This window comes from Rhodococcus sp. WS1, from assembly GCF_003797745.1.
Classification (GTDB): domain Bacteria; phylum Actinomycetota; class Actinomycetes; order Mycobacteriales; family Mycobacteriaceae; genus Rhodococcus_F; species Rhodococcus_F erythropolis.
Genome location: NZ_RKLZ01000001.1, coordinates 2,266,169 through 2,280,989, shown reverse-complemented (window position 1 = coordinate 2,280,989; position 14,821 = coordinate 2,266,169). Strand labels below are relative to the sequence as shown.

Annotated in this window: 11 protein-coding genes; 6 read left to right on the top strand and 5 right to left on the bottom strand. The window is 61.9% G+C overall.

Annotated features, from left to right (window positions below):
- The first annotated feature begins 164 nt into the window (after positions 1-164).
- From purD to EEB12_RS10525, 4 genes are all read left to right on the top strand, one after another.
- Positions 165-1,421 carry a phosphoribosylamine--glycine ligase gene (gene purD / locus EEB12_RS10540; RefSeq protein ID WP_021333105.1) on the top strand — a complete coding sequence of 419 codons (1,257 nt, stop codon included), beginning with the start codon at positions 165-167 and terminating at the stop codon, positions 1,419-1,421.
- A gap of 242 nt (positions 1,422-1,663) precedes the next feature.
- Positions 1,664-3,232, top strand: a complete 1,569-nt coding sequence (locus tag EEB12_RS10535) for a GMC oxidoreductase (RefSeq protein WP_201026968.1) — start codon at positions 1,664-1,666, stop codon at positions 3,230-3,232.
- A 111-nt stretch (positions 3,233-3,343) separates the two neighbouring features.
- Positions 3,344-4,177, top strand: a complete 834-nt coding sequence (locus EEB12_RS10530) for a helix-turn-helix domain-containing protein (protein WP_031332880.1) — start codon at positions 3,344-3,346, stop codon at positions 4,175-4,177.
- A gap of 191 nt (positions 4,178-4,368) precedes the next feature.
- The gene (locus EEB12_RS10525) at positions 4,369-5,310 is read left to right on the top strand and encodes an ABC transporter substrate-binding protein (protein WP_141487738.1); all 942 of its coding nucleotides are present in this window, start codon (positions 4,369-4,371) and stop codon (positions 5,308-5,310) included.
- A gap of 6 nt (positions 5,311-5,316) precedes the next feature.
- Here EEB12_RS10525 and EEB12_RS10520 read toward each other — a convergent pair whose 3' ends face one another.
- A complete protein-coding gene (locus tag EEB12_RS10520) occupies positions 5,317-5,772 on the bottom strand; it encodes a MarR family winged helix-turn-helix transcriptional regulator (protein WP_019747049.1) in 456 nt (151 codons plus the stop codon).
- 99 nt (positions 5,773-5,871) lie between these two features.
- Here EEB12_RS10520 and EEB12_RS10515 point away from each other — a divergent pair, with 99 nt between their 5' ends.
- Positions 5,872-6,951, top strand: coding sequence for an ABC transporter substrate-binding protein (locus EEB12_RS10515; protein WP_258537476.1), 1,080 nt, complete (start codon positions 5,872-5,874; stop codon positions 6,949-6,951).
- Here the strand turns inward: EEB12_RS10515 and EEB12_RS10510 are convergent.
- Positions 6,887-7,720 (bottom strand): phosphatase PAP2 family protein, encoded by an 834-nt coding sequence (locus EEB12_RS10510; protein ID WP_153213272.1) that lies wholly within the window; start codon positions 7,718-7,720, stop codon positions 6,887-6,889. The two genes, EEB12_RS10515 and EEB12_RS10510, sit on opposite strands and share 65 nt — an antisense overlap.
- 117 nt (positions 7,721-7,837) lie before the next feature.
- On the opposite strand from EEB12_RS10510, the gene EEB12_RS10505 reads away from it, so the two are divergent.
- Positions 7,838-8,512, top strand: a complete 675-nt coding sequence (locus EEB12_RS10505) for a response regulator transcription factor (protein WP_060938451.1) — start codon at positions 7,838-7,840, stop codon at positions 8,510-8,512.
- A gap of 3 nt (positions 8,513-8,515) precedes the next feature.
- Here the strand turns inward: EEB12_RS10505 and EEB12_RS10500 are convergent, their stop codons facing one another.
- The 3 genes from EEB12_RS10500 to EEB12_RS10490 all read right to left on the bottom strand — a co-directional run bounded on the left by EEB12_RS10500 (position 8,516) and on the right by EEB12_RS10490 (position 14,797).
- On the bottom strand, positions 8,516-9,904 hold the full coding sequence (locus EEB12_RS10500) for a sensor histidine kinase (RefSeq protein WP_060938376.1): 1,389 nt from the start codon (positions 9,902-9,904) through the stop codon (positions 8,516-8,518).
- Positions 9,905-10,010: 106 nt separating this feature from the next.
- Positions 10,011-11,408, bottom strand: a complete 1,398-nt coding sequence (locus EEB12_RS10495) for a serine hydrolase domain-containing protein (RefSeq protein WP_021342978.1) — start codon at positions 11,406-11,408, stop codon at positions 10,011-10,013.
- A 20-nt stretch (positions 11,409-11,428) separates the two neighbouring features.
- Positions 11,429-14,797, bottom strand: coding sequence for a serine hydrolase (locus EEB12_RS10490; RefSeq protein WP_019747055.1), 3,369 nt, complete (start codon positions 14,795-14,797; stop codon positions 11,429-11,431).
- Positions 14,798-14,821: the final 24 nt, after the last annotated feature.

Sequence of the window (14,821 nt, the reverse complement as noted above, 5' to 3'; positions counted from 1 at the left end):
CTTTCCTTGGTGGACAGGTGTCCGAAAACATCTGTTCACCTATTCAGGTATTCATATGATCTCATCTCGAAACGGATATTTCGCACAAAGGTCGAACGCTGGGACCTTGGCCCCGTCAGTGGCACTCCGAGAGCGCTGTTATCGCAGGCCGTAGTCTGTTCCCCGTGCGCGTACTAGTAATCGGCTCCGGAGCCCGTGAACATGCCCTCCTTCTCTCTCTTGCTCGCGATCCAGGTGTCACGGCCCTGATCTGCGCGCCTGGCAATGCCGGGATCGCAAAAATCGCCGAGCAGCACCCCGTCGACGTCGCCTCTGGTGACGCGGTTACCGCGCTGGCCCAGAAGGTCGAAGCCGACCTCGTCGTCATCGGACCCGAGGTTCCGCTGGTCCTCGGCGTCGCAGACGCGGTGCGCGCAGCAGGTATCGCCTGCTTCGGTCCTTCGGCCGACGCCGCCCGCATCGAGGGTTCGAAGGCTTTCGCCAAGGACGTGATGGCTGTCGCCGGCGTCAAGACCGCTCACAGCGAGATCGTCGACAATCCGGCCAAGCTCGACGAAGCACTCGACCGCTTCGGTCCCAACTGGGTGGTCAAGGATGACGGGCTGGCCGCGGGCAAGGGCGTAGTCGTCACGACGGATCGTCTCGCCGCGCGCGATCATGCCGCTGAACTGCTCGAGACCGGGCACCCGGTTCTTCTCGAATCCTTCCTCGACGGTCCCGAAGTTTCGCTCTTCTGCCTCGTCGACGGTGAAACTGTGATCCCACTGCTCCCGGCTCAGGACCACAAGCGCGTCGGCGACGGAGACTCCGGACCCAACACCGGCGGCATGGGCGCGTACACACCCTTGCCGTGGCTGCCCGACGAGATGGTCACGCAGATCGTCGACGACGTCGTCAAGCCCGTCGCTGCCGAGTTGGTCGCACGCGGTAGCAGTTTCTCCGGCCTTCTCTACGCCGGTCTCGCGATCGGTGTCGACGGCCCGGCCGTCGTCGAATTCAACTGCCGATTCGGTGACCCCGAAACTCAGGCCGTGCTTGCTCTCCTCGAAACGCCGCTGGGCGGTCTACTCAATGCGGCATCGACCGGAACACTCGATTCGGTCGGTCCGTTGCAGTGGCGCGACGGTTCCGCTGTCACGGTCGTGATTGCTGCCGAGAACTACCCGGCGACCCCCCGCACCGGCGACGTGATCACCGGAGCCGACGCCGACGGAGTCCTGCATGCCGGTACCAAAAAGCGTGAAGACGGAGCCGTCGTCTCGGCCGGCGGGCGTGTGCTGAGTGTTGTCGGAGTGGGCAAGGATCTGACCGAAGCGCGTGACGACGCCTACGCAAAGATCGCCGACGTCAAGCTTCCCGGCGGTCATTTCCGCACGGACATCGGACTTGGCGCCGTCGAAGGGCGCATCTCTCTTCCCTGACTCGTTCTTTCGGAGGGCCGGTGAACTTTCTGTTCATCGGCCCTTTTCATGGAAAATCAACGGTTCCTCGAAGTTACCCACGAGTATGGACTTCTCGTTCGGTTTCTCCCGGTATATCTCAGCGCGGGGGTCACGGAAAGAGAAGGGCACACTTGAGCATTCGCGCTGGATCCAACGAACGGCACGCACGTACCAATTCCACGCTCTCGCGTAGAAACTTCTTGGCAGCAACAGGATTAGCTGTGGGCGCCGCTGCGCTCTCGTCCTCGTGGACTACGGCCGCCGCTGCGCCCAGGCGAGCATTGAGCGACGGAGACCGTGTCCCTGCGCTCGTGATCGGCAGCGGGTACGGCGGAGCCGTTGCGGCACTTCGGCTGACGCAGGCCGGCATCGACACACACATGGTCGAGATGGGGAAGTCGTGGACCACACCGGGGTCCGACGGCAAGGTCTTCTGCCCGATGCTCTCACCGGACGGACGTTCCTTCTGGCTCAGAGACCGTACAGTTCAACCGGTTTCACACTTCTCCGGCGGCTCGGTGGACAAGAACATCAGCCGCTACGTCGGCGTTCTCGACGCCGAGGACTTCGGCGGGATCAAGGTCTATCAAGGCCGAGGGGTCGGCGGCGGGTCGCTGGTCAACGGCGGCATGGCCGTCACACCCAAGCGCAACTACTTCGAAGAGATCCTGCCCGGGGTCGATTCCAACGAGATGTACTCGACGTACTTCCCGCGGGCCAACGCTGCGCTCGGAGTCAACAACATCGACCCGGCCTGGTTCGAGTCGACCGAGTACTACAAGTTTGCACGAACCGGGCGAAAGACCGCTGAGAGATCCGGTTACACAACAACATTCGTGCCGAATGTTTACGACTTCAACTACATGAAGCAGGAAGCTGCTGGTCAGGTCACCAAGTCTGCCCTGGTGAGTGAGGTCATCTACGGCAACAACGCGGGAAAGAAGTCTCTGGACAAGACGTACCTCGCTGCGGCATCCGCCACCGGCAAGCTCACGATCTCGGCGCTGCACGTCGTGACCTCGGTTGCGCCGGCCGCGACCGGTGGTGGATATCAAGTGGTGATGAACCAGATCAACGAGCAGGGCAACACCGTCGGCACCAAGACGGTGACCGCGGACAAGGTCTTCTTCGCGGCCGGCAGTATCGGTACCAGTAAGCTCCTGGTCGCGATGAAAGCACAAGGGCAGCTGGCGAATTTGCCGGGTGCGGTTGGGCAGGAATGGGGGCACAACGGCAACGTGATGGTGGGTCGCGCCAATCACATGTGGGACGCCACCGGCGCGAAGCAGTCGGCGATCCCCGTGATGGGTATCGACAACTGGGCCGACGCATCTGCTCCTGTGTTCGCGGAAATCGCGCCCTTCCCAGCCGGTACCGAACTGTGGGTCAGCCTGTACTTGGCGATTGCCAAGAATCCGCAACGTGCTCAGTTCCAATTCAACTCGGCAACAGGCAAAGTCGGTTTGAATTGGCAGCGCTCGCAGAACCAGCCGTCGATCGACATGGCGAAGAAACTCTTCGACAAGATCAACAAGAAGGAAGGCACGATCTACCGGACCGACCTCTTCGGTCCGGTGCAGACGTGGGGCGACCAGTTGACGTACCACCCCCTCGGCGGTTGTGTGCTTGGCAAGGCGACCGACGGCTACGGTCGTCTGCCGGAGTACCCGGGACTGTATGTCATGGACGGATCCCTCGTTCCGGGCAATGTCGGAGTCAATCCGTTTGTCACCATCACCGCTCTGGCCGAACGGAATATCGAGAACATCATTGCGAACGACATGAACTAGAGCGGCGACTCGGGGTCAGGTGCGGTGGGATCAACTTCCTGCCGCACCTGCTCTGCGTGGGTAGCGGTTACAGTCACCTGGACAGACGACGGTCGATCCAGGGATGTAGACGTGAGGCGGACAAAATCCGAGGTCGACGGTGATTGGCTCCGGTGGGGCGTGCCGTCGAGCGACGAGCTGGTGGTATCTGAACACGAATTAGACGACGAGCCCGAAGATTTGGTTCTGTGGGGTGGTGCGTCGAGTGCTGATCAACCGGTGACATGGGAAACCCACGCGCACCGATCGAACGAGATTCTGTTCCCTCGTTCCGGCATTGTGGTTGTTCGCTCGGGCGCCCAGATGTGGACATTGTTGCCGGGACGAGGGCTGTGGATACCGGCACTGCATCGACACTCGGTGCGCGTTGCCGCGGGTGCGCAGTTCCTGACGGTGTATTGCGCTGTAGGGCAGGGGCCTTCGCTCGGTGATCGCCCGGTTGCGGTACACGGCACGCCGCTACTCTACGAGTTGTTTCTGCATCTGAGTGCTCGCGAGATGTCGGACGACGCGAGGCGCCGCGCCGAGCGAGTGTTCTTCGACCTCGTTGTTCCCGGCGACGAGCGCGGAGCGATGAAGATCCCCGATTCGGGCCCGGTCGGGCGGATTGCGCGCGACCTGTTGTCCCATCCGGAGGACCCACGCAGTTTCGGAGACTGGGCGAACGAGATCGGCGTCAGCACCAGCACTTTGGCTCGTCGATTCAAGGTGGACACCGGCGTGAGTTTCGGTCAGTGGCGAGTACTGCTTCGGATGAACGTGGCGATGTCCCTACTCGGCCAAGGTGTTGCGGTCGCCGACGTGGCAGAGCAGATCGGATACTCGACGCCCAGTAGTTTCGTCGCCGCTTTCAAACAGTCCACCGGTGTCACGCCGATGGCATTTCGAAAGAACGCGGATCGTTGATCCGATTTCGACATTCTTTGACAAAACTCCGCGATTGCGTCATCCCCTGATCCGCTCTACCGTTAGCCATGTAGGCGAGGCTTACTTTACTTTCCGGGTTCGGGGTTCGCCCGAAACCCGCTCGACAGCATGGGGCAGAAGTGATCGATTTTGTTGCGTCGCGTTCGAAACGCGGTAGCAGGGCCATCTTCATGGCTGTGGCAGTGGCACTTTCGACGGTGCTGGCAGCATGTGGCACCTCGACGACCGACGCGAAGTCCGACGGTGATGCGTGGACGTATGTCGATGCGCGTGGTCAGCAGATTTCACTCGACAAGATCCCTGAACGCATTGTGGCGACGGCGGACACCGCGCCGGTGCTACTCGAATACGGGGTCGTTCCAGTCGGTATCATCGGCTTTTCCAGGCTCGACGAATCCACGTTGAATGCATTCGACTTCAGTGGAATTGCCCATGTCAGCGAGACCGACACAGATATCAGTGCCGAGAAACTCCTGGCAGTGGACCCGGATCTGGTCATCGACATCTGGAGTTCGTACAACGGCGGAAACTTCGGCAGCATCTGGGGCGACGATATCGCTCGCGTCGAAGAGGTTGCTCCCATTGCAGGTGTCAAGATCACCGACGGGGCGCAAGCGGCGTTGGACAACTTCAGTTCGTTGGTCCAGGGTATCGGCGGCACCGACACCTCGCCGGTCTACGCGGCAAAACGGGAAGAGTTGAGTGCGCTCGGTGACCGGGTGCGTGAATTGGCCACATCGCGAACGAATATCTCTGTTGCATACGTGATTCCGTTGGAGTCGAGCCTTGACTACGCGGTGCCGGGATGGACTCCGCTCGGAAGTATTCTCGAAACGAAGGGCGTCGAATTCGCGAAGCTGGACAGCGAGGACGGTTTCTGGGCATCAGCGAGTTGGGAAGAGCCGGGCGTCTTTCCGGCCGATCTCCTCCTGATTCCGCCGACGTGGTCTGACGCACCGGAGCTCAATTCGCCGACGTTCACCAGGCTTCCGGCTGTGGTTTCGGGCCAGGTTGCCTCGGTAGAACTGCGTACGGGGTACAGCCTGACGGGCATCACGGAGCAGATGAGGCGTTTTGCCGACGTTTACGAGAAGAGTGGGAAAGTCACCTGAGTGGCATCATCGCGGTGCGTGAACTCGCAGTGATCGATTGACTCGGTCGAGGATGCCGATGGCAGTGGTCAATGTGTCGAGGTCGCCTTCGTCGAGGGCTGTCAGTTCTTGGGCCAGGACGCCGATGCGTAGTTCGGACCGACGGTCCCGGCGCGCGCTTCGCTCGTCCTTCACGAAAAGCGTGCTCACCCGGCCGTCTGTGGGATCGGGTCGCCGCTCGATCAGGTCCTTGTCGGAGAGGATGCGCACCAGCGTGCTGACGGTGTTCGGGCGTCTGGAGAGGCGATCGGCCACGGCCCCGATGCGAGTGCCGGGATGGTGCGCGACATCGTGAAGTACCTCGGATTGTGCCTCTGGCAAAGTCGCGTCGGTACCCGACGTATCCATGTATTCACGCAGCGCTCGACGCAATTCGAACGCCGCAGCGATGAGTGATCTCGATGCTTCTTCCGCAGTGGGCACGCGATCAGAGTAGCGATCGACCTCGTGTGATCCACGCCCCAAAACTGTATCTGACACAGATATAGTTTACAGTTCCTCAAAGGGTAGGGTCACCTAACCATGACGGTAGATGAAACTGTCATGCTTCACGACGTACGGGACACGATCATGAATTTTGGACAGAAGTCACGCAGTGTAATGCTGATCGGCGCACTGACATTGGTGGCAGCTCTCAGTGGCTGCTCGAGCGACGCCTCGCCCACGGACACTGACATCAGTGCGTCGACTCCGGCGGACTCTGCGTTTGTCGCTCCGCGAGAAGTCCCGGCTGGAATGGGGAGCGGAAAGTCGGACGGCGAATTCCCTCGTACCGTTTCACACTTCAAAGGTGACACCACGATCGAATCGCAGCCCGAAAAGGTTGTCGTCATTTCGACCGGGCAAGCAGATGCGCTTTTATCTCTCGGCGTCGTTCCTGCGGCTTCGACTCGTGGTGACGGTGCGGACCTGGTGCCGCCGTACCTGTTGGCCGCATACCCCGAATTCCGCACCCAGCTAGGTGATGTCGCCGACGCAGGTGGGCGCTTCACACCGAACTTCGAAGCGATCGTCAAGCTCGATCCTGACCTGATCTTGATGAATGTTGCAGGGAAGGATGCTGATTCGCTGTACGACCAGCTTTCGGCAATTGCGCCCACCGTGGCAACGCAGGGGACCGGCGTCAACTGGAAGCAGGACTTCCTGCTGGTTGCCGACGGGGTAGGTAAGACGCAGCAGGCGACGGCACTGCTGGATACGTTCAACGCCGACGCCGCGGCCTTGGGTGCGTCCCTTTCGTCGCCGCCGACAGTGTCGTTCACCCGCCAGAACGGAAATCGCTTGCGCATCTTCGGCATTCCTTCGTTCACCGGCAGTATCGCCCAGGATGCCGGCCTGACGCGTCCGGAGTCGCAGCAATTCGACGACACCTCCCGAGACATCAGTGAGGAAGAGTTGAACGTCGCGGACGCTGATTGGATCTTCTACGGAGTGCAAGGCGGGGACCCGGCGACGTTGACCAACGCGCCGTTGTGGGCGCAGTTACGTGGGGTGATTGCCAACCATGCCGTTGCTGTCGACGACGACGTCTTCTACCTCAATACCGGGCCGACTGCGGCTCGTGAAGTGCTGAAGGTTCTGCAGAGCGCACTGCAGCAGTAGTTGATTCGGACTGGTTGTGCGTGCCGACGAACCGGAAGACTGCTCCACCCGCAGTGACGGCAAGCGTCGCGAGGACAGCTCCGGCAACGACGTCGGTGAGCCAGTGAGCTCCCAAGTAGAGGCGAGTGAGCGCGACGACAACGGTGACCGTCACGGCGAGCAGCATCAGAAGTCGTTTGACGGCCGGTGTTCGGTCGACGCTCACAACGAGAACCGCAATGCCGAACAGCGCTGCTGTGCCCGTGACGTGACCGGACGGGAACGAGTGGCCGGTCTCGAGAAGAACTTGGATGTTGGTCGGCGGACGTTCGCGACCGACGAGCGCTTTGATTACCGTGCTGGCGACTGCCGCACCGCCAACGGTTCCGATCACGATCAAACCTGGAACAACCGAACGCGCTCGCCACGATATGAGCACTCCGCAGGTGATCCCGAGCAGCGCGGTGGCGACCGGGCTACCGAGATCTGTGACGGCGACCGCGATCTGGTTGAGGGCGCCGCTCCGATGATCGACCATCCAGTCGGTCACCGGCCCGTCGAAGCTCGTCAACCACCCGTTTCGATATACCTGGATCGAGAGCGTCACCAGGGCGAGGGCGAGCCCGGACGCGCGTAGCGCTGTTGACCGAACGCTGGAGGCCCGGTAGATCGAACCGAATGCGAACAGCGCGGCTGCCACCACGATTGCGGCAACCGCAATTTCTGCGGTGGTGCTCTCGGTCAAGACTTCGGTGACCACGTTTCGCACGGTCGACACAGTTGCTGGCATGAATGCAGTGTGACGATCAGAAGCTGAAGAAACGCTGAACGTAACTCGGTCATGGGCCCACCGTCTGCTCTACTGGGTGCATCCGAACAACTGCGTGTCGACGAAACGGGGCCGGTGGTGCGAGTACTGGTTGTCGAAGACGAAGTACGCCTGGCCGAGACGATCCGGCGGGGATTGGTAGCCGAGGGATTCGTGACTGCCGTGGAACTCAACGGGGACGACGGATTCGCGATTGCCTGCAGCGACGAATTCGACGTGATCGTTCTCGACATCATGTTGCCGGGCAAACACGGTTACGACATCGTGCGGGACCTACGCGCCCGGGAGGTGTGGACGCCGATCCTCATGCTTTCGGCGAAGGACGGCGAATACGACCTCGCTGATGCTTTCGATCTCGGTGCCGACGACTACCTGGTCAAGCCCTTCTCGTTTGTTGTATTCCTGGCGCGGCTTCGTGCACTGGTGCGGCGTGGCGCTCCCCAGCGTCCATCGATACTCACCGTGGGAGACCTGTCCCTCGACCCCGCCAAACATCAGGTGCTCAGAGCGGGAATCGAATTGACGCTGACGCCACGTGAATACAGCGTTCTCGAGTTCCTGATGCGCAACAACGGAGTTGTGGTCACGAAGACCGAGATCGTTCGCTCGGTCTGGGACACCAACTACGAAGGTGACGAGAACATCGTCGAGGTCTACATCGGTTACCTACGTAAGAAGGTCGACCTCCCGTTCGGAACCCACAGCATCGAAACCATTCGAGGCATCGGGTACCGCTTTGTCGGCACTGCCTGATCTTCAGTCGGTCGGTAGCGGAATTGTCACCTCGAATCGACTTCCACCGCCTACCCTCTCGCTGACGGAAATGGTTCCGTGATGCGCCGCAACGATTTCCGACGCGATGGCGAGTCCGAGTCCGGAGCCACCTCCCTGCCTCGACCGCGGCTGGTCTAGGCGGACGAAGCGTCCGAAGATTCGTTCGCGTTCTGCTGCAGGGATTCCGGGCCCGTCGTCCTCGATCACGATATGGGCTTCGTGGCCGGCTTCGGAACACTCGAGATGCACGAGGGTCTCGGAGTGCCGCACTGCGTTGTCGACCAGGTTTCGCACCATGCGCGCCAACGCCCTCGGGTCTCCGGACACGCGAACCGGAGCAACGGTGGCGGTGACCGCGATCTCGGAGATACCGTCGATCCGCTTCTGCTCGGCGAACAGAATGTCGTCGAGGTCGACGTCGACGACGGTACCGATGGATTCGAGTTCGCTTTCGTCCGAGCGCGCGAGAATCAACAGATCCTCGATCAACTGCCGCATCCGTCGCGCCTCGGGAAGTAGCGCGTCTTCGATCAGTGCGTCGTCGAGGAGATCCGGGCGTCGGTGTGCCAGTTCGAGAGCCGTAGTGATCGTGGACAGTGGACTACGTAATTCGTGGGAGGCATCGCTGACGAATCGTTGTTGAGCAAGTGCGCCTTCGTCGAGGCGCGCCAGCATGTCGTTCATTGTTGTTGCCAGTCGGGCTATCTCGTCGTTCCCGGACGGGACGGGGACTCGTTCACCTTGACGGCCACTCGAAATCGAGGCAACCCGAGCGCGGATGCGTTCCACGGGAGCGAGAGCCGAACCCACCAGGCGGTAAGTGGCAAACGCGGCCAGTCCAAGAACCAGGGGCCCGGCGATGGCGAGCAGAACGGCAACGGTGGTCACCACGGTTTCAACCGGTTCACGGTCGGCGCCGACGAAAACGGTGACCGGTCCGGCCGGCGTCTGAGCGCCTTGTCCGATCAGCCAGTAGTCCTCGTTGTCGGACTTCTTGACCCTTCCATAGGTGTCCGATTCGTCAGGGCCGAGAATGCGTTCGGACAGTAGGTCGCTGTCAGTTCCAGGCGATTGGGCGACTATTCGGTGATCGGCGTCGACGATCTGCACGATTCCGATCTGGCTGTCGGTGGACAGAAGCGAAGGGTCGAGATCGGCTGGGCCCTTCCCGGTGAGTTGCTGGACCAACTGTGCGGCACGGGCCTCGGAGCTGTTCAGTGCGGACAGGTGCAGGGAGTTCGCCAGTACGAAAACCAGTGCAAGCCCGGCGATCACCAAGCAGAAGGCGATCACGAGGGTCGATGCCACGGTCGTCCGGGCGCGCACGCTCCACCGGGACGGGTGCAGAATCGACTCGCCGATGACGTTCATGGCGTCCAGTCTGTACCTTCGCGGCTGTGCATATATACAAAGGCTGTGCATATACAAAGACGGGTGACGCGGCCTCGTAATCGGACCGCGTCACCCGTCTAGAGGATCAAGCCACTCGCTTGGCGGTTCGGCCGCCGAATTCGAGCATCACGGCGCGTCCGGTGTCATCGGTGACGAAGCGCCCCAGCGTCCGCGTGGTGTCGGCGCGAGCAGCGAAGTCGAGATCGTTGACGAAGGCGATCGGGATCGCCGGTGGCCAGACGATGTCCTCGTATTCGCCGAGGTCCTGCGCGCTGCCCATGCGGACGCCGATTCCCTCGTCACCGGGGGCGACGGTCATGGTCAGGTTGCCGGCCTGGTACTTGCCCAGGACGGCGTCGACGGCAGAGGGTTCGGGCTCGACCACGTCGAGAGATGCCGGCGCGGGCAACTCTGCGAGGTTGGCCATGCACCAGTCGACGATCTTCTTGCCGATTCCGCCGCCGAGTGCGTTGGTCAGCACGGTGACGGCGAAGTTCTTCTCAGGCACGGTCAAGAACTCGGAGACCTGGAGGTTGCTGACGTTTCCGCCGTGCCGCACTACCTGGGTGGTTCCGTATCGAGTCAGCAGCCAGCCGATGCCGACTTCCTCGAACATCATCGCGGCGGGACGCTGCGGCTTCTGCATCAGCAACCGGGTGGACTCGTCGAGCGGCTGTCCCTCACCCGGGTGTTCGCCCGACAGTGCGTAGCGTGCCCAGACGAGCTGATCGCGCACCGAGGACCACATTCCACCGCAGGGCGTCATACCGCGGTCCAGTCCGGTCTCGTTGGACACGAACGGCTCACCCTCGCGGATGTAGTGGCCGAGTGCAAACCGGTGGGTCATCACGTCCCAGGGCAGGAACGCCGAGTTCTTCATCTCGAGTGGGTCCAGAACGCGCTGCTTGACCAGCTCTTCGAAGGTCAGTCCACTGATCTTGGCTACGACGTATCCGGCGAGGACGAATCCGGAGTTGCTGTAGGAGAAGACCTCTCCGACGGGAAATTCCTGTCGTAGTTCCTTCAGCCGTGAAATCGATCGACCCAGGGCGTCTTCACCCCAGCCGGCCGAGAGGCTGGCGTCGCCGGTGAACCCGCCGGTGTGCGTCAGAAGATGACGCATCGTGACTGTGCGGGTGGCTTCGTCGTCGGCGAGGATCAGTTCGGGGACGTACTCGACCAGTGGGGTGTCGAGATCGAGTAGGCCGTCCTCGACGAGTGCCATCGCGGCTGTTGCAGCAAAAACCTTTGTGGTGGAACCGATCATGAACATCGTCTTGTCGGTGACCGGGAGCTGGGTTTCGACGCTCTCGATGCCACTGGTGACGACGATGTCCTTGTCGCCGTGCACGATACCGACCGAGACGCCGGGGATGTTTGCCTCGACCCTCCACTGGTCGACGAGTTCCTGAAGCTGTTCTTGCATCTTTGATTCCTCGAGTTCGCTGGCGTTCTGTGTTTCGGCGTTCGGTGTTTCCGTCATCGTATGTGTATCGGTCGTCGTCACGCGTTAACCCGTGGTAGGAAGCGGAATCCGACGTACACGCCGTCGCGGTGCGGCCGTACCGTCGTCCAACCGGCAGCCCCGGGTTGACGGGTGGTCCAGGTCCCCGGGATCTGCGACGGTACGAGAGTGGCCACCGCTGCAGGCTTCTTCGGAGCTGTTTCGTCTTCCTCGGGATTCGGGATGACGTCACCGATGACGGTGATCACAGCCTCGTCAGCGGACTCTCCACGACGGAACTCGATTGCTATTCCGCCCGAGCTGTACTTACCCAGAACCGAATCCGGAATAGACTCCACGCTCGCGGGGTTCGGGGCGAGGGCTTGCGGAGGTTCGAGTCCGACCAATGCGGCCGCGGCTTCGGTGAAGAGATCACGATAGAGGCCGTCTGCTTTGCCGCCGCTGGTCAGCAGCGCGATCGCGACATTGTGGCGGGGGAAGATGCGCAGATATGCGTGCTGCCCGATGGTGCTGCCGTCGTGGCCGAAAATTTCTTCGCCCGACCAGGTTTCGTGGAACCAACCCAGACCCCAGCCCGACTTGTCCGGGAACAGTTCGCTGATATCGATTTCGGGTGTACGCATCGCTGCGGCTGATTTTTCCGACACGATCCGCACACCGTCGACGCTCTGACCTTCGAGAAGGCCGAGTTCCGCGAACGTGAGCAGATCTCCGATGCTGGCAGTGATGCAGCCGGCGGGCCCCATCGAGCGCGTGATCGGCCAGACGGGCATCACGACGGAGTTCCCTGTATGACCGGCTGCCACAGAGTATCTCGGAGTATCTCCGGTCAACGTGAGTGTGTGTGCGAGGCCGAGCGGATCGATGATTCGCTCCTTGAGGATGTCGTCCCAGATGCCGCCGCGAAGAACCTCGACGATACGAGCTGCAAGGACGTACGCGGAGTTCGAGTACGCGAAGCCGTCCTCGAGTGGATGAACCTGACGGAAGTCACGCAGGCCCTCGACGTAGCGTTCGACGACGTCGTCTCCGCGACCCTTGTCGATGAAGAGGTCACCGTCGATTCCGTTGCGATGGTTCAGAAGTGCGCGAACCGTGATGCGGGCGGCTGTTTCCTCGTCCTGCAGTGCGAAGTCGGGCAGGATCGACCGGACGGTCGCGTCCAGGTCGAGCAAGCCTTCGTCGACCAGCTGCATGACCAGCATCGCGGTCCATACCTTGGTGATGGATCCGATCTGGAACAGGGAGTCGGTGGATACCTCGACCCCGGTGTCTGCATTGATCACGCCGGAAGCCACCGTCGTACGGGTGATTTCCTTGCCGCTGGAATCGAGTGTGAGAATACCGAATTGAGCACCGGTGACGCCGTAACGCTCACACAGTACGTCCAGTGAGCGCTTCCATGCGTCGGCGCCGGCAGATGCGTTGGCCAGGCCGGTCTTGGGCAGCTTCGCGGAGGTGTATCGCTTGACCCACTCGATGAGCCGTGTGCTGTAGTCGATTCGGTGCGAGATCGAGCCGTTGACGAGGAACCCGTGGCTTGCACCGGGATACGCCACCAGTCGGGTGGGTACATGCTGCTGGCGAAGTGCGGCGAACCAGGCCTCGGCCTGACCCAGCGGGCACCGCTCGTCCGACTTTCCGTGCAGGATCAGCGTCGGGGTCACCACGTTCTTCACGGCGGCGAGCGGTGAGGCTGCCAGGAGCCCCGCGGAGTTCTCGGGAACAGTGGTGCCGGTGGCGAGCGACGCGAGGTGCGGACCGAAATCGCAGACTCCGGCCATGGCGTTGAAATCGCAGATCAGCCCACCGGCCACCGCCGCGGCAAAGCGATCGGTCTGCGAGGTGAGGTGGCAGGTGCTGTATCCGCCGTAGCTGTACCCGGTGATCGCCAGGCGGTCCCCGTCGACAAGTCCCTCGGCGACAAGTGCGTCGATCGGCTCGAGGAAGTCGGCTTGGTCCGAGGTACCCCAGGCGCCGTTGACGGCATACATGAAGTCTGCGCCGTACCCGTCCGATCCACGTGGATTGAGGGTCAGGATGCGCCAGCCCTGCGCTGCGAGAACCTGGTGGGCGGGGTGATAGGTATCGGCAACGCCGGTCCACGCGTTGTGCGGTCCGCCGTGAATGTCGAGCAGAAGAGGTGCAGCGCCATCAGTTTCGGGAGCGGACAGCAACCAACCATGCACGGTACGGCCGTCGGAGATGGTGAATTCGCGCTCCTCGGCGGCAAACAGGGTCACCTCGGGGAGTGCTTCTGCGGTGAATTTTGTCAGCGTGGTGACAGCGCCGCTGTCGAGATCGACGAGTGCGACCTCGCCGAAGGACTGCTGTGTGGTGACGATGACGGAGGCGACGCGGGCGTCACGGGCAACGGAGAGCGCCGAGACGACCTCGTTGGGATTGGCGACGAGGGAGCGAGAGGTGCCGGTTTCGATGTCGGCTGCATACAGATGCGTCCATCCGCGATCGCGGAGGCAGAACACGATTTCGTCGCGAGTATTCGACAGTGCCGGTGTGCCACCGGGGTAACCGGGCGCGCCGGGCATCACGTTGCGATCGAGATGAGCTGTGAGGGTGACGTCGACCGGTGTCTCAGTTGGGCCGGGGACGGACAGACGGATCAGGTCGGCAGTTCCGACACGGACCTCGGGGGTGCCGATGGCGACGACCGAATCTCCTTGCGGGTGCCACAGTGTGGAGCCCTGCACCCCGGTGGCGTGACCGAGTCGCTGCGGCGGAACTGACAGATCGTCGACGAGGATTCGGTAAGCGCTGAACGTGAGGTTCAGATCGCTGTCCGGTTCGAGATTCGCGGTGAAGGCAAGAGCCGTGCCGTCGGGCGACCAGGACGGTACGTCCGCATTCCAATCACCGTCGGTGAGGCGTCGTACTGCCTTCGTCTCCAGATCGACGGTGTGCAGGTGGCGACGGAAGGTGCCGAGCCAACCGGCGCCGTCCACCTTGTATCCGAGTCGGTCGGTGACGATGGGCGCATTCGGATCGGTGGAGTCCGAACGTGAGATCACAGCGGCGAATGCAATGGCATTTCCGTCCGGGCTCCAGACCGGTGCGCCGGCACCGAGGGGGAGTGATGCTGCTGTGGTGAGGGTTTCGGCCTCGCCGCCGGCGAGCGGGATCAGGTGCAGCTGCGCGGAGTCGCCGACCTTGCGGAGGAAGGCAATCGAAGTTCCGTCCGGAGAGAACCGAGGTGCCGAATCGGCGGGCCCCGCAGTGAGGCGGCGAGCCTGGGAATCGCGGGACACTGCCCAGAGAGATGTAGTTGCCTTTCCGGCAACAATTTCCGAGCGAACGAAGACGACCACGGTGCCGTCGGGCGAGATTGCGGTTTCAGTGGGTGTGACCACGCGGTGGAGGTCGTCGAGAACAAATGGACGGTCAGTCATGTAGATCCTTCGAATCGGAGAAAT

Bases quoted from the DNA above. Each gene is read 5' to 3' on its own strand.
- EEB12_RS10500 (WP_060938376.1), bottom strand. From the start codon at position 9,904: ATGAACGTCATCGGCGAGTCGATTCTGCACCCGTCCCGGTGGAGCGTG.
- EEB12_RS10490 (WP_019747055.1), bottom strand. From the start codon at position 14,797: ATGACTGACCGTCCATTTGTTCTCGACGACCTCCACCGCGTGGTCACA.
- EEB12_RS10525 (WP_141487738.1), top strand. From the start codon at position 4,369: ATGGCTGTGGCAGTGGCACTTTCGACGGTGCTGGCAGCATGTGGCACC.
- EEB12_RS10510 (WP_153213272.1), bottom strand. From the start codon at position 7,720: ATGCCAGCAACTGTGTCGACCGTGCGAAACGTGGTCACCGAAGTCTTG.
- EEB12_RS10495 (WP_021342978.1), bottom strand. From the start codon at position 11,408: ATGACGGAAACACCGAACGCCGAAACACAGAACGCCAGCGAACTCGAG.
- EEB12_RS10515 (WP_258537476.1), top strand. From the start codon at position 5,872: ATGACGGTAGATGAAACTGTCATGCTTCACGACGTACGGGACACGATC.